The following is a 19,749-nucleotide window of genomic DNA, read 5'->3' as shown; positions in this document are numbered from 1 at the left end:
GCCTGCAGTATAAAGCCCAATCTGGCCTTTGGAAGAGCCGGCCGTTATCATGCTGCCCGCTGGCATAGCATGTGAGGGGGCGACGGCGGATAGCGCCTCCGCCCGCCTCAAATCGCGATTATTTCCAGCCTGGCAACGGGTAGATGAACTCGGCCGCGGCCGCTTCCTTCGGGCCGACAGCGACGGTCTTTCCATCCTGGATCTGGATCACGACTGGCACCGGCTGGATGTTGTCGTGGTAGTGGTCACCTTCCTTCTCGAACTTGATCGGTCCGTAGAAAGTCGTGATGTCGGTGTCGGCGATGGCGTCCTTGAGGGCGACGCGGTCCTTGGGGGTGAGCGAAGGCTTCTTGCCCAGTCGCTTGGCGGCGTCGGCGAAGACGAGGCCGCTGGCCGAGCAGGCGGCTTCCGTGTAGTCGGGCTCATGGCCGAACTTTGCCTGGGCCCGCGCGACATAGTCCTGTGCGGTGCCGAACAGGTCGTCCTTGTAGGGCACCGTAGGCAGCCATACGGCGACACCGGAGGTGCCGTTCGCATCGGCGCCGAGCGCTTTGGCGAAGGCCGGATTGGTCACGCCGTAATGCATGATCAAGGCCTTCGGCCGATAATTCAGCGATTTCGACGTCTTGATCACATTTATTAGCGGCTCTTCATGCCCGCCCACCGCCACGATGTCAGGGTTGAGGGCGGCGATCTTGGACATTACGGGGTGAGATCACCGGAAGCCGGAACGAGCTCGTAGGCGACGACTTCGAGACCCGCTTCCTTGGCGCCGCGCTGGAAGCCTTCGCCGGTCTCCTTCGAAAAGGGTTCGTTGACTCCGATCACCGCGATCGTCTTCGCCTTCGGGTTTGACAGCGCCACCAGCACGCCCAGCGACTGGCCGGATGTCGTGTCGACGGAAGGGATGATGCCGAAATTGAATTCGGGCTTGGCCAACCAGACATTGGGCGACTCGGCCGAACCGGAAATCATCGGTACCTGGTATTTCTGGCAGATCGGCTGAACGGCGATTGTCGAGCCACTGGTGTAGGGGCCGAGCAGGAAATCGACCTCGTTCTGCACGATCAGCCGTTCGGCGGCGTCGGCGCCGGTTGCTGGATTGCTCTGGTCGTCGCCATAGAACATCTCGACCATGAAACGCTCGCCGCCGACCTCGACGCCGCCCTTCTCGTTGGCGGCTTCGGCCCAGAGCTCGTAACCGTTCTTGGTCAAATTGCCGCCCGATATATTCTCGCCCGACAGAGACGTGATGACGCCGGCCTTGAAAGTCGCTGCCTGGGCGCGCGCGGTCCGCACGAACGGCATGGAAATCGTGCCGCTGGCAAGCACCAGGGCGCTGCCGCCGAGAAATGTGCGTCGAGAAAAGCTTGCGTTCTTCTTTGGCATGATGGTCTCCCTGCATTCGCTCCTCAAGTTGCAGGATATGTCCGCACACCACACAAATCTACTGGAAACGCTCGCTGCAGCCTTCTGAAAATCCATATTTGTAGCGCACCACAGCACTTAGTGCTGGTCGTCCCATATGGCGACCCGCGCGACAGAAGCCTTGTTGATCCTCTCTTTCCAATGCCGTCGAATCGCATTCCGTTGACCTTGGCGTAACATTACGCTCATGCACCAAGCGACCAAGAATTCGGCATTCTCTTTTCTGAGATCGCGCCTGCGAATTTGAGACAATGCTCTCCGCGGAAGCGCCAAATCCCGTCGTATGGAACGACCGCCCGGAAGCGGGGTGCGACGGCTGCGATGCGCCGAAATTCCTCGTCGCGGAGACCCGCATTTCCCTCGCCTTTGTAAAAGCGCTATACCGAGGATCAGGGCGGTACCGGTTGTGGAGGGGAAGGCAACCAACGCCTGGAATACGGTCGACTGCGGGACAGGAGAGGCGCAGGCAAGGCATGCTGACGTTCGTGACGCTCACCTAACCGCGGCGCGAACGTCGCGCCGGAGATCCGAAAGCGGCATGCCGGCGATCTGCCGGAAAGCCTGTTGAAGGCGCTCGCCGAACCGAAGCCGCTATCCATCGCCACCTGCAGAATGCTGTCGTTGCCATTCATCAGCAAGGCTTGCGCCCGCGAAAGACGCAGCAGGCTCACGTATTTGATGAGCGTCATGCCCGTCGACTTGCGAAAGAGGTTCATGGGGCATTTCGGATGCAAACCGGCTGCGGCGGCGATATCGACGCGTCGGTCTAAGCGGCTACCTTTGATCCTGAAGCAGCACCTGTGCTGGAATACGAAGACGAGCGCGCGGCGGGTAAGGCGTGGTCAGCGGGAAGGTATTGTCAAGGGCCGTTTAGAGTGTCATTTCGCCCCCAGCCGGAACCGACCCCATCTGCCCCTCATAATGGTCTGATGTGATGCCACGGCAGGCCTTGTCCGCAAGCGCGCTCCACATAGCGCCCTTGGCGGGCAAGGCGAGCGTTTGGAGCGCCGACAGTGCGTACTCTGCCGGCCGACCGGAAAGAACCTCTTCACTACGGCGCTATGGGGAGCGCGTTCGCAGTCTTTCCAATCGGCCTACCCGACTAGGCCAACGCTGGACCGAGCTGCCGGAATGTGTCGGTAGAGCGTAGCCGGGGAAACGCCAAGGCGGCGGGCGACATCCTCGACGTTGATCTCCGGATTAGCCAGAAGCGCCTTGGCGGCTTTCAGATCGGCTGGCTTCAATTTCGACGGCCGGCCGCCCTTGCGTCCGCGTGAGCGGGCCGCATCGAGGCCGGCGCGGGTACGCTCGCGGATCACGCCGCGTTCGAATTCCGCTAGTGCCGCGAAAATCTGAAATACGAGACGGCCGCCGGCCGTCGTCGTGTCGATCGACTCCGTCAGCGATCGGAATCCGATCCCGCGATCCTCCAAGGATTCAACGGTCTCGATGAGCTGCTTGAGCGAGCAGGCGAGCCGATCGAGCTTCCACACGACGAGCGTATCGCCCTCGCGCATGTAATCGAGCGCGGCGGCGAGTTGCGGCCGATCGCGGCTCGCACCCGAGGCGGTGTCCTCGAAAATACAGGCGCACTCGACCTTGCTAAGCGCGTCGTGCTGCGCTGCTACGGTCTGGTCACGCGTCGATACGCGAGCATAGCCAATCAGCGCCATTGTTCGATGTCCGTGTGTATGAAGTCGTCGCCCTTGAAGAGCAGGGGAGCCGATAAGCTCTTGGCAAGAGCGTAGGCCGCGCAGTCCGCAAGGTTGAGCCGAGCTTTCGAGTGAACCCCTTTGCCGAACCGCCCGAAGGCTTCCGAAGCCCCGCGCGCCTGGTCCTCATCGAAGGGCGCTACCTCGATGCTGTTGATGCTCAGGAAGCGCCAGAAATCTTCGGCGCTCTCTGGACCACCGCGCGCTCGCAGGATCATCGCGGTTTCATGCGCGTTGACTGCTGACATAACGAGTTGATCGGCCGTCGCCATGCCGGCGGCGAGCTGTTGCGCATCGTCCTCTTCCTGGAAGATTGCGATGATGGCCGACGAATCCACGACCATCATAGGGCGTTCAGATCGTCAGCGATTTCCTGTGGGGTGCGCGGATCGAGGACTGGCCGAGCGGCTACCTTCTTGCCGAAGGCGAGCATTTCGGCCGCCGTCATCCTGCGCGTCGCTGGCAGTTCGTCGGAGACGCCGAGGGCCTTCGCCTCGCGCTCGAGCGCGGCTCGGATCAGATCTTCGGGTTTGCGGCCGACGCGGGCGGCAACTCTGCGGGCGAGCTGTTCGGTATCGTGGGTGAGGTGCAACATGGTATTTCTCTCATAAGTCGTCGTTATGTATCATATTTTGAGAGATCAAAACAAGCGACTGTTTTGAGAGACGATGGTCTGGCCTCGCGGATCGAGGCCTGCCGGCCGATCGGCTCTCATAAACGGTCGTTTTTTAGAGCCTTGAGCCTGGGGTGAGTTTCCGGAAGAGGTCGAAACAACACTCTTTGGACTGTGGAGGATCGACGGTCGCTTTGCGCGCGCGATGATCGAGGCTGACAGGCATTCTCCTACGGCCGTGTCGATTAGTTTATTGACGTGCGTTTGATGTGAGACTTTTATCTAATTAAATCGACCAGTTCCATAATATGCCTTATCTGATTTTACAATTTATAGTTGTATGTTCTATTTGCAAGCGATGAAAACAATGGCTTGCCTCGCGGTTCTGCCGACGGCACCAGCCCCAGTTCCGGCTCGACTGTTCGCAACCGACATATCCCTTTTTCGTAAGGGCCACCGACAGGCCGCGCCGCGCAGAAAATAGGCCGCGCTGGCGCCTACAATCCCGCCGCCGATCACCACAAGTCCGCAGACTTGGGTAGCGTTTCATCACTGCTGATGTGGTGGATACTAGGGGGGCCTCGGCAACCAATGAGAGCTGGCAGTATCTTCGACTGGTGCCGCAGAATGAACCGACTGCAGCTTCTTTTCGGTATTTTGCGCCGAAGTTCGCCGGCATTCGGCGAGTGACGCGGACGAGGCGAGCCCTGAGGCGTTTGCGAAGCAATGCGACAGCGCCTGCGCCGGTGGACCCGTACGTGAGTGCGTGGTGTTCGAGAATCTCTGGTCTTCAGCGGGATGCCGCTGAACGTCCCCTTCTCGCGCGTCGCACCCTGGTTTGCTCCGCAGGATAACAGCTTTTGGGGAATGGCTTAGCTCTGCTGAACGACTGCTATGTGGGGCGCAAAGCGGTCGCATAAGACGGGCCTCATCCGCCGGGACACCGCGCCGATTTCTTCCGCCGGTGCGGCGCCGGCTCTACCAAGACTTGAGCAGGTATCACAACGCGATCCTGCACACCGCCCTTCGCCATGAACGACTAGCTGCGGAGGCGAGCCACATGAGGACCCACGATTGACGAGAAAATTCGAGGCTGCCCGGCGGCGCGGGCCGATAGCAGGGCTCCATGCACAATGGCCATCATGATTTGGGCCTCCTGCTCCGGCGAAGCGTCTAGTCGAAACGAGCCTTGCTTTTCCCCATCTCTTAGGACCGATGCCAGCCACTCCATCAGGTTCTGAAAGTGACGCCGAACCAGCCCGGCAACCTCGTCCGGGAGCATCTGCATCTCGCTCGCCAACATTGCGCAGACACAGATGGGCTGCGAGGCGTCGAGGACGCACTTCTGCCAGTAATCGAGATAGGCTTCGAGCTGGTTGGCGGGGTCCGCGACATTGTTTCGAAGCGAGTTCAGCCCGTCTTTGGCACGACCTACATAGCGTTCGACTAGGACGGCGACGAGCGCCGCCTTGGTTGGGAAATGGTGGTGGATGCTGGCCTTCCGAATCCCGATCGCGTCGGAAATGTCCGCATAGCTGAATCCGTTGTATCCCCCGACGACGACAAGAGACTGCGCGACATCGAGGATTTTTTCCGAGGTACTGAGCTCCATGTTCGGAATCTACCTTCTGGTAGGATGATCGTCAAATACATCGCGACTTCGTGAATTGACCGTCCGCGTACCTACCAAGTAGTAGGTAGATCGTTCGATCTCAAGGAGCATCCAATGCATCACCAAACTAAACCGCAGTCGACGTGGCTGCGCTCCTACTACTATGCCCGTGCTGGCTTCTCGATCTGCTGGGTGATCGCGGCCACTTCGGCAGCAAGCTTGTCCCCTGTCGCCTCCTTGCTTCTCGTCATCTACCCCGCATGGGACGCGCTCGCGAACCTCGTCGACGCCAGAGCCCACGGCGGCCTCGCCGCCAACAGGCCACAGATGCTGAACGTCTTTGCCAGTTCAGTCATGACGATCGTCGTTCTCTTTGCCGTGATGAAAGACACGCACGCTGTTCTGGCAGCCTTCGGCATCTGGGCGATCCTGTCCGGACTTCTTCAGCTCTACACCGGCATCCGGCGCTGGCGGTCAGTTGGAGCGCAGTGGGCGATGATCCTGAGCGGCGCGCAGTCAATGCTGGCAGGCGGCTTCATGATCAAGCAGTCGCTCGGTTCCATGCCGCCGACCATTCTTGACGTCGCTCCTTATGCCGCTTTCGGCGCCTTCTACTTCCTGGTCTCGGCAATAGCGCTGACTGTTGCGGCCTATCGTGGGCGGAGGAACCCAGCCTGAGAAGGTGATGAGGCTGCGGAGGAACGGCGTCCCTCCCCGCCTCGCCCGTGTAGTCGGCGGCGCATAGATCATCAGTTTCGTCGTAATGTTGTTCCAGTGTCTTGAGGATCCACCGATTACTCGGGATCAGCGTTGATGCATGCGATGAGGCCGTCGGGGCCGGTGGAACATTGAGCCGACCGATCTCGTGGCGGAAATCTCCGGTGAAATCGACGCGGGCACGGATCCCGGCCGCCTTCAATTCTTCAAGCAAAAGAGCCTTAGTGGCGGTGCGGGACCGACGAAGAACCGGTCCATGTAGTCACGAACGCCTGCGTGGCCCTCGAACCGCTCCCGGGTCGACGGATCGTCGATGGCGGCGTCGTGAGCGAACAGGTGCAGTGCCGCCTGGGCGTCGAAAGAATTGGCAGCGCGGATTAGCGGCTCGACCACATGTCTATAAGGCTGGTTGGTGGTCATGCCTTACCTCCGTGCTGCCAGCTCCTGTAGACGAACTCAAGCGCGTATCGGTCGGGGTCGGTGACCGGGGCCGCGTAGTAGCGAGGATCTGGAGCTGAGAGTCCGGAGGGTGAAGCTCATGCACTCCCGCTGCCATCGCAGCAGAATGGGCGGCGCCCTGCAGCGCGACAAACAGGGTGAGATGTGATCTCATCCAGATTATCGCTTTATAGCGCCACCATCGCCTCGGAATTGGCAACGAATCCTACATGCACGGCGCGGGCGACGCGGCGCCGTCTTGCAGCCACAAGAACATCCAGCCGTCCGCGCCGAAGCCGTTGAGGTCGGGGTGCCCTGGCGTCCGTCCCTGCCGTCGCAGTCGAGGCACTGGCTCGTGAAGAACAGCTCCCTTGAGTCCTTGCAGGCATCCGGCCATCAGTGACCGGAATGTCCTGTGCTGGCGTTGAAAACGGACGTAAAAAGCACTTGCACAGATTTAACGAAGGACAGGTAACCTGCAACGCTTGTGAATACGCAGGCGCGCAGGTGCGCTCCAAGGTGATCGGGAGGTGCTGCCCATCACATACGTTCCGCCGCCGCGGTCAGGCCTGCAGCGTCGCGTATTCCGGACTGATAGGCACCGATCAGCCTCGCTGCGAGTATTGCAGCCTCTTCGGAATTCAGTGGCAATGCCCGCAATTGCAGTTCGCGACGGAAAATGCCCTCGATCAACTCGAGCTCGTCAGGCCCTAGTGGATCAAGGGTGCATACTCGTTGGTGTCTCATTAGCTCTTCCTCCCGGGCCTCGCGATCGCCTCGGTGCCGGGGGAAAGTCTACGCGTCTTGGTGTACATGGCGAGTCAATACTGCGCCTCAAGGACAAAGGGTCTGGAACCGTACAATCACCGCGGAATTGGAGAAGACTGTCCTTCCGAACCCTGCTGGCTTGCACATAGTCGATGGGCAGCCGGCATGCTAGAGTCATGTAACACCGATCCGCAATCCTTGGCAGAAAGCGGCCGACAGAGCCGCGGTGCTCCGGCTCCCAATGAGGGGAAGGCAATGGCGATTCCACCCCAAGCTTCGGTTAACAACCAGTTGCTGGACCTGCTTCCGGAGCTTGACTATAACCAGGTTGCGCCTGACCTCGACTATGTCAAAGTGGCTAGAGGCGCTCTGATCGCTACAGCCGGCGCCCCCATAGACCATGTTTATTATCTCACGTCCGGGATTGGCTCCCTGGTCGCCTCGACGCCTGAGGGTAACAAAGCAGAGGCGGGTATCTTCGGGAGTGAAGGTTACATTCCGACTTCAGCTGCGATGGGTGTAGAGCTCAGCGTCCACGACATCATCATGCAGATCGAAGGAGACGGCTACCGGATGGAGTTCAGCGCATTCCGGAAGTGGATGGATCTTAACCGGAATTTCGCCCGGGTGATGATCCGATGCATTGAGGCCTTCTCGATTCAGCTTACCTACACTGCGGTTTCGAACGCGTTGCACGGGGTGGACGAGAGATTGGCCAGATGGCTCCTGATGTGTCACGACCGTGTACCAGGCGACGAGATTCCGCTGACGCACGAGTTCATTTCGCTGATGCTTGCGGTTCGCCGTCCAAGTGTCACAACGTCGCTCCACGTCCTTGAAGGCTACGGTTTTATTCGCTCGAACAGGGGCAACATCATTATCCGGAACAGGCAGGCTCTCGAAGAGTTCGCCCGGGACGCCTATGGCAAGCCGGAGGCGGAATACCATCGACTTATGACTGCGCTCTTCTGAACCCGCGAAAATACGCATCCAGCCCGCCCTGGTACAAACAATGCTGCCGTGCGGGCCATGCGCGGTCCGGGGATGATGCCCCGGTCTATGGCCCGCTTGAGGCCGAACGCCGGCCCGCCTACGTCGCGAACGGTGGTGACCCGGCGGCGGCGTTTGCCAAGGTCGCCCGCGATGCGTCCGGGCGGGCGACCTGCATGAATGGTGTGGGAGCCACGGGCGCGACAAGTGGTCCGGTGCCATTAGGCGAACTTTGGCCCAGGCAGCCGCGGTTTCCGCAATTCCGCGCCTTTATCACTTGGCGCTCACACCATCACCAAAGAGCTTCTGCGCACGGCTGGCTTGTTTCGATCGATTTCCTTTAACCATGCGCCTTAAGCTGGTTAAGCGAGCGGGCGGAGACCATACATGACCAATCATCTGGGCTCCGCGTCGTCATTATCAAAAACCCTTCTGCCATTTAAGATTTCACCGGCGCCGCCTAAAGACAACCAATACTAGAACACCGACGCATGATGGGCCCCACTAAGCTGAACTTCGTCCGGTAGCGTACGGCAACCAGAGACGACCTACATTCGTTTTACGGACAACTCGACGAATCAGGGATCTCGCCAGCTATTCGGCTGACGAACCCGTCGGCTCAACTGCCAACAGAAGGCGTCCTTTGAGCTGCGCCAGGGAGGTTCAGATGCAAGTGACGGATGCTTGGGAAGAGTGGTGGCGAGGGCTTGGACATGTTGCCCGATGCAACCGCGACATGGCACGGACACGCGAAGCATTTGATGCTGGGTATGCGGCCGGCCGTCTCACACATCGACGAGCCGCTGATGGCGCAGCCGAAATTGCGCGAGGCACGCGTCCGGGGGCGCAAAGACACGAGACCTGGAGAGCTACAAGAGCAGCGCGGGAGAGCACCTAGCTGCCAGACGGAGGTTTCGCCACGGCCGTCCTAGATGCCTGTCGTTGAGCAACTTAGAACGGCTTCCCGAGATGATGCTATTGGGAACGCCTTTCGACGCCCAATCGGGAGCGCTGTCTCCACTCGCGTAGACGACCGGCATTCGGGATCGACCTCTCGGCTGAAACGCGCGACATCCCAGCCATGGGGAGCCTGCTGACACTGCATGTCGGTGATGACCCCTTGTGTGGTGGTCGATGCATTGCTCAAGATTTTCAATGCCTTCTTGCCACTCTCTACAGCAAGACAGCAAATCCGCCTCGACAAGCGTCTGTTCGAAATCGAGCAGAAGCAGCCCCTCGCCCTCTAGCAGTAAATCGCGACCGCTTCCATGGTGCCCCCGTCACGTTCGTTCCTAGGCCACTGGTCCATCAGCGAGCTCGACTGAACCCCACCCGCTCCAGCGCGTCCTGCATATCAGGCGACAGCAGGGCGGCAAGGAATGCCTGAACTGCCACCCGCTCCTTCCGGTCCGTAACTAGCGCGAAATCAAAGTGCTCTTGCGTCAGCGGTATGAAACCCAAGCCAGCGGCGCGCGCGACCGGCCCGATCGTGACGCCCCAGTCGGCGCGTTTCTGTACGACGGCGGCGGCGACTGCATTGTGTGAGCGAGGCTGGTTCCAGTAGCCATCAGGGCGCGTCTGGCCGAGCAATTGGTCGATCAGGATGCGCGTACCGGCACCCTGGTTTCGATTGACCATCATGCATTCGGGATCAGCCAGAGCAGCCTCCACCGCCTCCGGCGCATTGCGACCTTCGAAGCGCGCGTCACCGCGGCGGAACACGATGCCTTGTATGCGCCGCCAGCCCGGCACGAGCTCGATACCCTCGCTAAGGAACGGCGTGTTGTAGACTTGTGTCTGAGGGTCGAAAAGATGGATCGGCGCAAGGTCGCACTCACAGCGTTTAGCGGCTGCAAGACCGCCCAGGCTTCCGACGGCCAACGATCGCACCGAAATCCCTTGGCGCGCGATCTTGCCCACGACAAGATCAAGGCCTGTGCAGTGACTGCCGATCACAACGAGGTCGGGCACCCTGACCTGCGGCGTGAACAGCGTCACCGGCACTTGTGCGCCCGCTGGCAGATGGTCGGCGAAGGCGTCAATGCGGATAAAGCCATCAGCCTGGGCGAAGGCGGTAATCGCTCCCGAGCCCTTGCCGGTCGCATAGGCCATCAGTCCGTCCCGCCCCTGCACCAGCGAGACCATGACAAACTCGGTGCGCCCCAGTTCGGACGGAACGCGGAACGGAAGCTGCGCACTCGTCTGCGCATCAACGCGCGGCGGCAGCCCCGCCATGCGCCGCAGGATGGGCACCACCATATCGTGGAAGGTGAACATGGCCGAGGTCGGGAACCCTGGCAAGATGATAACCGGCTTGCCGCCGCATACCGCCAAACAGAGCGGCTTTCCAGGCTTAAGCGCAACACCGTGAGCAATGATGCCCGGTTTTCCGAGGCGGCCAATAATACGGTAGCTGACATCTCCCGCACCCTTGGAAGTACCCCCGGACAAAATTAGAACGTCATGGGAGGCGAGCGCCTCACGCATCGCGGTCTCGAGCCTGGCTTCGTCGTCTGGAAACGCGCCCAAAAAATGGGCCTCGCCCCCGTTTTCGGTGACCGCCGCACTAACGATCGGCCCATTGGCGTCGTAAATGCCGGCCGGCTGCAGCGGTTCGCCCGGTTGCACGAGCTCATCACCCGTGGACAGAACAGCAACGCGGAGTTTGCGGGCCACCGTTACCTGCGGGGTTCCGCAGGCTGCGAGTATCCCGATCTCACGCGCGCCGATCACCGATCCAGCCCGCAACACGACCTCTCCTCGCGCCATGTCCGATCCGGCGGTGGAGACGAACTGCCCCGGCGAGACAGCACGCCGCACTTCGATGGCCCCACCCTCGGCTGGCTGAGTATATTCCACCATGACGATCGCGTCCGCACCGCGTGGCAGAGGCCCCCCCGTGGCGATGGCTGTGGCGGTCCCGGGCAATACCGCAAGTTGCGGGACGCTGCCGCAGGCAATCGTTTCCCTGTTCAGCATCAATCGAACAGGCTGTAGGTCAGAGGCGGCAACCAGATCTGCTGCCCGTACCGCAAACCCATCGACATTGGAACGGTCGAAAGGTGGAATGTCGACCTGCGCCGCGACGTCTTCTGCCAGAGCCAGCCCGAGCGCCTCGGCTAAACTCCATTTTTCAGTCGGCACCGGCCAGGGGAACAGCGCTGCTTCGAAACGGGCCAGGGCCTCCTCACGTGACAATATCGTCAGAAATTGCTTCTGGTCGGTGTTTTGCGGGATCGAAGAAGGAGACTTCATCATGATGGCTGCTCAGTTCAAATTGCGAAGAGGCATCGCTGTGACGGACGTGCCGACGTCATATCCCTCGCTATCACCCGGCACTGCCAGCCAGGCATCGGCAATACGCATGGCCTCCAGTGAAAAATCGCCAACGGCAAGCGGCGTCCACATGGCCTGCTCTCTGCCGAGCAGGACAATCTCACTGAGCCCGACCTTCGACGCAATCTTTCGCGAGAGCGGCAAGGTTGTACCAATCCGCTTCGAGCGGCCTGATAAACGGTCCAGGATCGGCTGGACCAATGCAAGAAAGCCGGCAAAGACATGGTCAGGCGCCCCGGCCAAAGCGACCAGCGGCGTACTGCCAAGCCGGCCGATCGCCGTAGTATCGCCAGGCCGCATGGCGATACGATGCGCAATCAACGCGTTGGAAAGCGTCAGGGCCTCGGCAGTCGCATCAAGGCGGCCAGCACCAGTGCCTCCGACCAGGAGAAGCAAATCGCAAACCTCGCCGGCAAGAGCGGCTGCGATCGAAGCTGCATCACGGTGCGCGGTCTCTATCGCGGCGATCGTCGCATTCGAGGTCATCACACATTCGGCAACGAGGCGCGTCGAGAACGTCTCATGGTTTACGGAAGCGACATCGATCACACGCACGCGCGGGCTGCGTACGGGAATCTCGGCTCAACCCTGCTTTGCGAGCGATCAGCAGGTCCGCGGCGCCGACTATCCCGCCTTCGAGAACCGGGGGTCGATGTGCGGTCATGTCCTCCCCCACCCGGCGCACGCCCTGACCGGGAGCAGCCTCGCCGACGGCAAAAACGATTGGGCTGCTGCAATCGATCAGATCGGCTTGCAACACACAGTCCGATCCAGTCGGCATGACGTCGCCCACTTCCACCCGGACCGGGGCCGTCGAAAGCGCCAGAGGTGAGTAGGCGGACGCTCCCACGAGGTCGAGTGAACAACACGCCCAGCCATCAATTGTCGCAATGTCTCGCAACGGCAGTGCCGGCAAGGCAGCCGGCATCGCCGCGGCGACACGACCAAGCGCCCGGTCAAGCGGCTCCGACCGGGGAGCGATAGGCATCAAACCACTGAGAAGCGCCGCAAGCGCCACTTCCAGGCTTATCAGGGCGCTCGTCGGAGGATGCACTGTCATCATCGCCCGATAATGGGACAGATGCGGGCACCTTGGCAACAGACCTCAGATGCGCTGTCCGCTCGCATTTGGAAAGAAGAGTTGCTGGCCATCGATCTTGTACTCACCGATCGCCTTCTGGCCCTCAGGCGCAAGCAACCAGTCGATGAATATCTGGCCCAGCTCGGCCTTGACATCGGGGTGTTTTTCCGGGTTCACCAGCATGACGCCATACTGGTTGAACAGCCGCTTGTCGCCCTCGACGGAAATGGCAAGATCACCGCGGTTCCTGAACGACAGCCAAGTGCCGCGATCGGAAAGGACGTAGGCATTCATGGCAGATGCGGTGTTGAGCGCCGCTCCCATTCCCTGTCCGATGTCCTTGTACCACCGGCCCTTTGCAACCTCCATATCGACGCCCGCGTCCTTCCATAGCCTGAGTTCCATAAAATGGGTGCCTGACCGGTCACCGCGTGAGACAAATGGCGCTTTGCTTACTTCGATCGAAACTAGGGCCGCCGCGATATCCGTCATTCCACTGACGCTGGCGGGATCACTTTTCGGGCCAATCAACACATAATCATTGTACATCACGTCGGAACGCTTCACTCCGAAGCCCTCCTGAATGAACTTCTCTTCCAGTGCCTCGGCATGAACGAAGACCACGTCGGCATCGCCACGGCGTCCGGTGTCGAGTGCCTGGCCGGTGCCCTGCGCCACGACCTTGACATCGATCCCAGTCTCTCTCTCGAACAGCGGAAGAATATAATCGAACAAGCCCGTGTCCTGGGTAGAAGTCGTCGATGCAACGACGATCGACTGGGTTTGGGCCTGGGCCGGCGTCACGCCGGCAAGGATCAGAAGCATTCCCACAGAGAACAATCGGCGGGTCGGCATTTTCAATCTCCGTTCTGTCTATCAAAGGACGAGATCGCCGCGTATAAAGGCCGCAGCCTGCGGCGTGGCTGGACGATCGAAAAAATCCCTAGCATTGGCATGCTCGAAGAGACGGCCATGGGCCAGGAACACGACATCTCCGGCAAGTCTGCGCACCTGGCCCAGATCGTGTGAAGCCATGATGATCTTGGTGCCCGAATGGGCCGTCGCAAGGATGATTTCCTCCACGAAGCGCGTTGCCGCCGGATCAAGGCTTGCGGTCGGTTCATCGAGCAGGAGAATTTCCGGCTGGCGCGCCAGAGCACGCGCGAGCGCCAGTCTTTGCTGCTCACCGCCCGACAAACGGCGCGCAGGCCTCGAAGCCAGCGCACTCAGGTCAACACTGTCGAGCAATTCCTCGGTGCGCTGGGCGCGCAGGCCGCGCGGGCAACCGGCGTGAGCAAGTCCATACGCAACATTCGCGGCAACCGAGCGCCGCAACATCACGGGCTTCTGAAACAGGATCGCTCGGCGTTCGGGGCCGGCATCGATCCGGCCACCCCAGCTCACGACCCCCCGCGACGGGCCAAGCAAGCCCATGCACAGCCGCAACAGCGAGGTCTTGCCCGCCCCATTGGGGCCAAGAACAAACGTCGGCGCTCCCAGCCCGATCGTCAGGCTTATTCGGTCGAGTATGGTCGTCGCACCGGCGCTCAGCGATACGTCATCGAAGATAAGGGGAAGATTGCTTGCAGCAGCGCGCATTCTAACCGGCCCTTTCCACGGCCCATACCCGCACGCCCCAGGCAGTGGCATTTACCAGCAAAATGAGGAGAATAAGGATGATGCCAAGCCCGATCGCAAGGGCAATATTTCCCTTTGAGGTTTCCAGAGCAATCGTGGTGGTCATAGTCCGGGTGAAGCCATCGATATTGCCGCCGACGATCATCACCGTGCCGACTTCGGCCGCGGCCCTGCCGAAGCCTGCAAGCAAGACGGTAACGAGGCTGAAGCGGCTGTCCCACAAAAGTGTCGCAACCCTGCTGGACCAGCCGACCCCCATGGCGCCCAACTCCTCGCGATATTCGAGCCAAAGATCCTCAACTGTCTGGCGCGTCAGCGCGGCAATGATGGGCAGCACCAGAAATGCCTGTGCGATAACCATGGCGATCGGCGTAAAGAGGAGACCGAGTTCTCCCAGCGGCCCTGACCGCGATAGCAGCAGGTAGACGCTCAAACCTACGACAACCGGCGGCAAGCCCATGAAACCGTTCAACACCACGACCATTGCCGTGCGGCCGGGGAAGCGGGTCAGCGCGAGAATGGCACCAAGCGGAAAACCGATAACCCCCGCAGCCACGACAGCCGTCAGGCTGACGGCCAGCGACAGGCCGACGATCGCAAATAGGGTGGCATCTCCGGATGCGATAAGCTGCCATGCAGTGAGTGTTTCCGACATGAGGCATCTTCCCTTGTCGTAATTTCCGGCTTTTTTTTCCTGTATGTCAAATTATTGAACAATCGCGCAAATATGCATAAAAATGCAGGATGATCCTGCTGACCACATCCGAGGCTGCTGACTATCTTCGCTTGGGAGAGCGTAAGATTTACGAGTTGATTTCGAAGGAGCGAATCCCGTGCAGCAAGGTGGCAGGCAAATGGCTATTTCCACAGCACGAACTCGACCGCTGGGTCCTTTCGGGGCTCGTGCAGCCGGCGGGAATGATATCGCTCGAACTGCCACCTATCGTGGGGGGGAGCCAGGATGACCTGCTGGAATGGAGCCTGCGTCAGTCAGGCTCGGGGCTTGCCACATTGGCGGAAGGCACTGAAGACGGTGTCGCGCGGCTGCTGCGCGGAGAGGTCGCGGCCGCTGCGATCCATTTCCATAGTACGGTGGCCGATGCAAATGTCGATGCGGTAGCCGCCATGCCACGGCTAAGCGATGCGGTGCTGGTCGGCTTCGTCCGCCGCGAGCAAGGCCTATTGCTGGAGCCGGGCAATCCCAAATCGCTGAACGGTCTCAATGACGTCCTGACGAGTGGTGCGAGGATGGCCGTTCGTCAACGCGGTGCCGGAGCGGATATGCTGCTTGCTCAGTTGCTGGCGGATTTAGGTGCGAAACACAGCGACCTCAATCGACTGGAGCCGCCCTGCCTGACCGGTCCCGATCTTGCATCCGCCGTGCGGAGCGGCCAGGCGGATTGCGGCATTGCCACACGCGCCGCCGCTCGCACCGCTGGCCTGGAATTCCTGCCGCTGCTGTGGGAAAATTTCGACCTGCTCATGCGTCAGCGAACCTATTTTCAGCCCTCCTTCCAGGCGCTGTTAGGTTTCTTGCCGCAAAAGGTTTTTACCGACCGCGCCGTCGAGCTTACCGGGTATGATACAAGCCCGGCCGGCCGGATCCGGTTCTTCAAGTAGAGCGCTTACGCGTTCTTGAGAGAATGGACAAAGGATGCTCGAACACCTTGACTGAGCATCGGAACCGTTAAAATGCGTGCAACTTTCGGTCGAAAGGGCAAAGCAGCATCCGCTGGCTCATCCCAGATCGATCTCGCCTTCCACGACATGATTCAGGCCGGCAGCCTCCGACGTGATGACGGCCTTGACGATCAGCTTCCCTTGTCCTTTCAGACCTTTTTGCTCCACTGCCTTCTCTATCGCCTGTTGCGAGGTCACCCCGACCTGCTTGAGGAACTTGCGCATGGAGACGTTGAAGGGGTCGGTTTCCATATTCGTGATCATATGATTGCCTCGAACAGAGTGAACAGTAAGGTCGATCCGGCACTTTCCGTTCCTGCAACGGAGACCATCGCCAATCGAGCATGAATCCGTTTGAGGTGCAATGAAGGCGATGCTCGCTATACGCTGCCTGGTGGCAGCCGCTTCCTTCCTCTTCGGCGCGACTGCGCATGGGGCGGAACTGCGCGGCCATGGAGGCCCGGTGCGTTCAATCGCCATAGCCCCTGACGGACAGACAGCAATCACCGGCAGTTTCGATACCAAGGCGATTATCTGGTCGCTTGAAACGGGCGAGGCGCAGCAGGTGCTGCTGTTTCACGAAAGTCAGGTCGATGCCGTCGCTGCTTTGCCGCGGGGGCGTTACGCCAGCGCCGGGGCCGACGGCCGTATCGCAATCTGGGAGGCCGGACGCAGCACGCCGGTATCCGTGTTGCATGGCCATGACGGGCCGGTTGTCGCACTGGCAGTCGCGCCCGACGGCTCGACGCTCGCTTCTGCCTCCTGGGATACGAGCGTGCGTCTGTGGCCGCTTTCCGGCGCTGCGCCGCGCATCCTCAAAGGCCACCATGGCAGTGTTAACGCGGTCACATTTCTGTCCGACGGAACGCTTGCAAGTGCGGGCTATGACGCAGCCATCATACTATGGCCGCCGGGACATGACGCTGCGCCGATGCGAATATCCATGCCGGGGCCACTCAACGCCCTCGTGACGATGCCGGGCGACCGCCTGCTTGCAGCAGGCGCAGACGGGACATTGCGCCAGCTCGACCGAAGCGGCGCGATTGTGGCCGAGGTCAGGGTGTCCTCCGGCCCCCTGGTCGCACTAGCGGCTACGGCTGATGAGAAATACATCGCCGCCTCGGCCATCAGGGAGGGCATCGTGTTGCTCGACTCCCGCACCCTGAAGCCGGTTCACACCCTCGGCAGTGCCGGCGTTGCGCCGGTGTGGGCCCTTGCCTTTCCACGCCGTGCCCGGACGCTGCTGGCCGGCGGTGCGGACAACATAATAAGCGAATGGGATGTTGAAACCGGCAGGCGGCTTGGAACCTCAGCCGCGATCCAGGCCGATCTGATGAGCGAATATGCCGGCAATCCGGACGCCGAAGTCTTCCGTGCCTGCATCGCCTGCCATACGCTCGGCCCGGAGGACGGCAATCGCGCCGGACCGACGCTGCACGGCATCTTCGGCCGCAGGATCGCGTCGCTTGCCGGCTATCCCTACTCCCCGCTTTCCGGCGGATGGATATCGTCTGGACGCCGGAAACGGTGTCGAAGCTCTTCGAACTGGGGCCAAGCATATATACGCCAGGGACCAAGATGCCGGAGCAGACGATCAACGATCCCGAGGATCGTGCAGCGCTGATCCGCTTTTTGCAGGCTGAGACCCGCCGCGACTAAACTCAACCGATTTGTCTGTCGTTGCGTCGCGCTCCCGCAAGTAATCCTCCGTCGTCCGTGGAGCGGGACGGCCCGACGCTTCGTAAGGATCGAACCCTTCATTCATGACGGATTCGACACGACAGTTATCGCACATCCGCACGACATCGAGGCGTCGGGCATTCTCGCCGGAAAACATCCAGTGCTTGCCCTCCAGCTTGTCAACGATGCGCTCGACGGTACTTTTCGTTCCGAATGGCGTGTCGCATCGAATGCAATGGAACGGCTCTTCCTGTTTGATCACCCGGCGGGGCCCATTCCAGGCCTGGAAATCCAGTTGCGGTACCAACGCGATTGCCTTTTCTGGACAAGTCGCGGCACAGAGCCCGCACTGCACGCAGGCGCTCTCGGCAAAATACAAAGCTGGCCGCTCTTCACTGTCGGAGAGCGCGCCCGTCGGACAGGCCGATACGCATGACAGGCACAGCGTACAGGCATCGACATTGACGTCGAGCCCGCCAAATGGCGCGGCCGCTGGCAATGCCGTGCGCTCTACCGGCGTCGGAGCGGCCTCATACAAGCCGATCACCGAGCTTTTCAGCAAGCTGCGCTTGCCTCCGACCGGCAGGAATGTCACCGGCTTTCGCGCATCCGCTTGCGGCACCATCCGCCCGAGAACCGTTTGCAGATCATCGGGGTCGTCCGCTTCGATCACGCCGCAGAGATCGGCTCCATAACCCAGCGATTGTCCAAGAAGATTGGCGATGGTGACGTTTCTGGCTAGGCCGGTCAGGTCATGTTTCCCCCTCGCCGAAGAAAGGGCCCTGATCGCCACCGCTCCCCAGGCGGCCGGTGCAGTCCACGCCTCGACCCCCAGCTGCGTTATCTCATTCACACCGACCGGCAGCACATTCGCGGGCAGTCCCTGCCCGAAACGCGCCAGCGCATCGATAAGCGGCTCTCCATGACCTTCATCGTGAAACAGCACGATCGGATCGCTGCCGCCTACCCTGTGATAGGTGAGCAGGAGCGTGCGCAGGCGTCGAAGTAGGGCCGCCGCATCCGGGAAAGCATAGGCGGCGGCACCGGTCGGACAGGCGGCCGCGCAACTGCCGCAGCCGGCGCAGACATCAGCGTCGATCGCGACATGGTCGCCAGCGGGTGCAATCGCACCCGTAGGACAAAGGTTGATGCAGCGCGTGCATCCGGTGATGCGCGAACGCGAATGGGCGCAAAGATCGGCGGAAAAATTGATGTAGCGAGGCTTTTCGAATTCCCCCACAAGGCCGGCTGCCTTGGCGATCGGGGCAGCAAGGCCCGCGCGGTCGGCTGGATCCGCTCTCAGATAACCTGCCCGCAATTCATGGGCAGGAAACAGGGGAGCGCCGCCGGAAAGGTCAAGAACTATATCGGCATTCGATAGTGCGCCATCCCGCGGCGCACTAAAACGCAGACGCTTGCGCGACGATGGCGATGGCATCGCGAAATCGTCGATCGTCAGTTCAAACGCGCCGAGATGACCGCGCGCGTTGCGGATCGTGCCCTGCACAACGGGGAAATCCCAGACGCGATGGGGCGTGACATCGTCCGGCCGCGTCAAAAGAACCGTGACGTTGATCTCGTCGGCAAGCTGCCGTCCAGTCTCGATCGCCGCTTCGTTCCGGCCATAGACGAGCACCACGCCGTTGCTCGCGAGCGTAACGCTGGTCGGCGAAGTGACCGTTTCCGCCGCCATCGCCACGAGTGCCGCGGCTTTCGGCCCGGCGGATGCCCCTTGTGCCGACCAGCCTGACGTCTCGCGGATGTTGACGAAAGCGAGTTCGCCCGCAAAGCCACGTTCCTGCGCGACTTCACGGAAAAGCCGTTCCTGCTGTGTGCAGGCTATCGTGATGTCGTCGCCTCCATTCAATGCGTTGCGGACGCGGTCGAGTTCGGCGCCGCAGAGTTGATTTCCAGATTGGATTTGGTCGCTTGAGCATCCACGGGCGACACTCTGGCCAAAGTCCGGCATGCTGCGTTCACAGGAACAAACAAAGACGGTGCGTGGTCTGTCTGGGATCATGCTCTTCTCCCCGCATCACGGCACCGCCCAACAATG

Annotated in this window: 21 protein-coding genes and 2 pseudogenes; 5 read left to right on the top strand and 18 right to left on the bottom strand. The window is 60.8% G+C overall.

Annotated features, from left to right (window positions below; translation table 11 throughout):
- Positions 1-118: 118 nt before the first annotated feature.
- The 7 genes and pseudogenes from N0Q91_RS22850 to N0Q91_RS22820 all read right to left on the bottom strand — a co-directional run bounded on the left by N0Q91_RS22850 (position 119) and on the right by N0Q91_RS22820 (position 5,365).
- Entirely contained in the window at positions 119-703 is a 585-nt protein-coding gene (locus N0Q91_RS22850; protein ID WP_275598335.1) for an ABC transporter substrate-binding protein, read from the bottom strand.
- Positions 703-1,389: an ABC transporter substrate-binding protein gene (locus N0Q91_RS22845; protein ID WP_275598334.1), complete on the bottom strand. Its 687-nt coding sequence runs from the start codon at positions 1,387-1,389 to the stop codon at positions 703-705. Before N0Q91_RS22845 ends, N0Q91_RS22850 begins: the two co-directional genes overlap by 1 nt.
- A gap of 531 nt (positions 1,390-1,920) precedes the next feature.
- Positions 1,921-2,186 (bottom strand): annotated as a pseudogene (locus N0Q91_RS22840) (helix-turn-helix transcriptional regulator); the annotation flags it as partial.
- Positions 2,187-2,522: 336 nt separating this feature from the next.
- Positions 2,523-3,101 (bottom strand): recombinase family protein, encoded by a 579-nt coding sequence (locus N0Q91_RS22835; RefSeq protein ID WP_275598333.1) that lies wholly within the window; start codon positions 3,099-3,101, stop codon positions 2,523-2,525.
- Complete coding sequence (locus N0Q91_RS22830; protein WP_345774924.1) at positions 3,092-3,487, bottom strand: type II toxin-antitoxin system VapC family toxin; 396 nt, start codon at positions 3,485-3,487, stop codon at positions 3,092-3,094. The genes N0Q91_RS22835 and N0Q91_RS22830 overlap by 10 nt, the downstream gene beginning before the upstream one ends.
- Entirely contained in the window at positions 3,484-3,735 is a 252-nt protein-coding gene (locus tag N0Q91_RS22825; RefSeq protein WP_275598331.1) for a type II toxin-antitoxin system VapB family antitoxin, read from the bottom strand. The genes N0Q91_RS22830 and N0Q91_RS22825 overlap by 4 nt, the downstream gene beginning before the upstream one ends.
- A gap of 1,057 nt (positions 3,736-4,792) precedes the next feature.
- Complete coding sequence (locus N0Q91_RS22820) at positions 4,793-5,365, bottom strand: TetR/AcrR family transcriptional regulator (protein WP_275598330.1); 573 nt, start codon at positions 5,363-5,365, stop codon at positions 4,793-4,795.
- A 114-nt stretch (positions 5,366-5,479) separates the two neighbouring features.
- On the opposite strand from N0Q91_RS22820, the gene N0Q91_RS22815 reads away from it, so the two are divergent.
- Positions 5,480-6,043, top strand: coding sequence for a DUF308 domain-containing protein (locus N0Q91_RS22815; RefSeq protein ID WP_275598329.1), 564 nt, complete (start codon positions 5,480-5,482; stop codon positions 6,041-6,043).
- Positions 6,044-6,280: 237 nt separating this feature from the next.
- Here the strand turns inward: N0Q91_RS22815 and N0Q91_RS22810 are convergent, their stop codons facing one another.
- From N0Q91_RS22810 to N0Q91_RS22800, 3 genes and pseudogenes are all read right to left on the bottom strand, one after another.
- The gene (locus N0Q91_RS22810; protein WP_275598328.1) at positions 6,281-6,502 is read right to left on the bottom strand and encodes a nuclear transport factor 2 family protein; all 222 of its coding nucleotides are present in this window, start codon (positions 6,500-6,502) and stop codon (positions 6,281-6,283) included.
- Positions 6,499-6,886, bottom strand: a pseudogene (locus N0Q91_RS22805) (VOC family protein). Before N0Q91_RS22805 ends, N0Q91_RS22810 begins: the two are co-directional and overlap by 4 nt.
- A 174-nt stretch (positions 6,887-7,060) precedes the next feature.
- Positions 7,061-7,267, bottom strand: coding sequence for a hypothetical protein (locus tag N0Q91_RS22800; RefSeq protein ID WP_275598327.1), 207 nt, complete (start codon positions 7,265-7,267; stop codon positions 7,061-7,063).
- Positions 7,268-7,543: 276 nt separating this feature from the next.
- Between N0Q91_RS22800 and N0Q91_RS22795 the strand changes: the two genes are divergently transcribed.
- Together N0Q91_RS22795 and N0Q91_RS22790 are read left to right on the top strand one after the other, a co-directional pair.
- Entirely contained in the window at positions 7,544-8,260 is a 717-nt protein-coding gene (locus N0Q91_RS22795; RefSeq protein WP_275598326.1) for a Crp/Fnr family transcriptional regulator, read from the top strand.
- 1,121 nt (positions 8,261-9,381) lie between these two features.
- The gene (locus tag N0Q91_RS22790; protein ID WP_275598325.1) at positions 9,382-9,525 is read left to right on the top strand and encodes a hypothetical protein; all 144 of its coding nucleotides are present in this window, start codon (positions 9,382-9,384) and stop codon (positions 9,523-9,525) included.
- Between the two features lie 61 nt (positions 9,526-9,586).
- Here the strand turns inward: N0Q91_RS22790 and N0Q91_RS22785 are convergent, their stop codons facing one another.
- The 6 genes from N0Q91_RS22785 to N0Q91_RS22760 all read right to left on the bottom strand — a co-directional run bounded on the left by N0Q91_RS22785 (position 9,587) and on the right by N0Q91_RS22760 (position 14,988).
- Positions 9,587-11,536, bottom strand: coding sequence for a molybdopterin biosynthesis protein (locus N0Q91_RS22785; protein ID WP_275598324.1), 1,950 nt, complete (start codon positions 11,534-11,536; stop codon positions 9,587-9,589).
- 9 nt (positions 11,537-11,545) lie between these two features.
- The gene (locus N0Q91_RS22780) at positions 11,546-12,100 is read right to left on the bottom strand and encodes a molybdopterin-binding protein (protein ID WP_345774975.1); all 555 of its coding nucleotides are present in this window, start codon (positions 12,098-12,100) and stop codon (positions 11,546-11,548) included.
- 34 nt (positions 12,101-12,134) lie between these two features.
- A complete protein-coding gene (locus N0Q91_RS22775) occupies positions 12,135-12,602 on the bottom strand; it encodes a hypothetical protein (protein WP_345774929.1) in 468 nt (155 codons plus the stop codon).
- A gap of 117 nt (positions 12,603-12,719) precedes the next feature.
- Positions 12,720-13,550, bottom strand: coding sequence for an ABC transporter substrate-binding protein (locus tag N0Q91_RS22770; RefSeq protein WP_275598323.1), 831 nt, complete (start codon positions 13,548-13,550; stop codon positions 12,720-12,722).
- Between the two features lie 21 nt (positions 13,551-13,571).
- A complete protein-coding gene (locus tag N0Q91_RS22765; protein WP_018099304.1) occupies positions 13,572-14,294 on the bottom strand; it encodes an ATP-binding cassette domain-containing protein in 723 nt (240 codons plus the stop codon).
- Position 14,295: 1 nt separating this feature from the next.
- The gene (locus N0Q91_RS22760; RefSeq protein WP_275598322.1) at positions 14,296-14,988 is read right to left on the bottom strand and encodes a TupB family ABC transporter permease; all 693 of its coding nucleotides are present in this window, start codon (positions 14,986-14,988) and stop codon (positions 14,296-14,298) included.
- 89 nt (positions 14,989-15,077) lie between these two features.
- Here N0Q91_RS22760 and N0Q91_RS22755 point away from each other — a divergent pair, with 89 nt between their 5' ends.
- Positions 15,078-15,953, top strand: a complete 876-nt coding sequence (locus tag N0Q91_RS22755; protein ID WP_275598321.1) for a substrate-binding domain-containing protein — start codon at positions 15,078-15,080, stop codon at positions 15,951-15,953.
- Positions 15,954-16,070: 117 nt separating this feature from the next.
- On the opposite strand, the gene N0Q91_RS22750 is transcribed toward N0Q91_RS22755, so the two are convergent.
- Positions 16,071-16,277 (bottom strand): DUF6494 family protein, encoded by a 207-nt coding sequence (locus N0Q91_RS22750; protein WP_018099301.1) that lies wholly within the window; start codon positions 16,275-16,277, stop codon positions 16,071-16,073.
- Between the two features lie 100 nt (positions 16,278-16,377).
- On the opposite strand from N0Q91_RS22750, the gene N0Q91_RS22745 reads away from it, so the two are divergent.
- Positions 16,378-17,637, top strand: coding sequence for a WD40 repeat domain-containing c-type cytochrome (locus N0Q91_RS22745; RefSeq protein ID WP_345774922.1), 1,260 nt, complete (start codon positions 16,378-16,380; stop codon positions 17,635-17,637).
- Here the strand turns inward: N0Q91_RS22745 and N0Q91_RS22740 are convergent.
- Positions 17,608-19,713, bottom strand: coding sequence for a 4Fe-4S binding protein (locus N0Q91_RS22740; protein ID WP_275598320.1), 2,106 nt, complete (start codon positions 19,711-19,713; stop codon positions 17,608-17,610). The genes N0Q91_RS22745 and N0Q91_RS22740 overlap by 30 nt on opposite strands.
- Positions 19,714-19,749 lie beyond the last annotated feature (36 nt).

Source organism: Sinorhizobium prairiense (genome assembly GCF_029201645.2).
Classification (GTDB): Bacteria; Pseudomonadota; Alphaproteobacteria; order Rhizobiales; family Rhizobiaceae; genus Sinorhizobium; species Sinorhizobium meliloti_A.
Note: the sequence above shows the minus strand (reverse complement) of the source record. Positions and strands in the feature narration are given on the sequence as shown.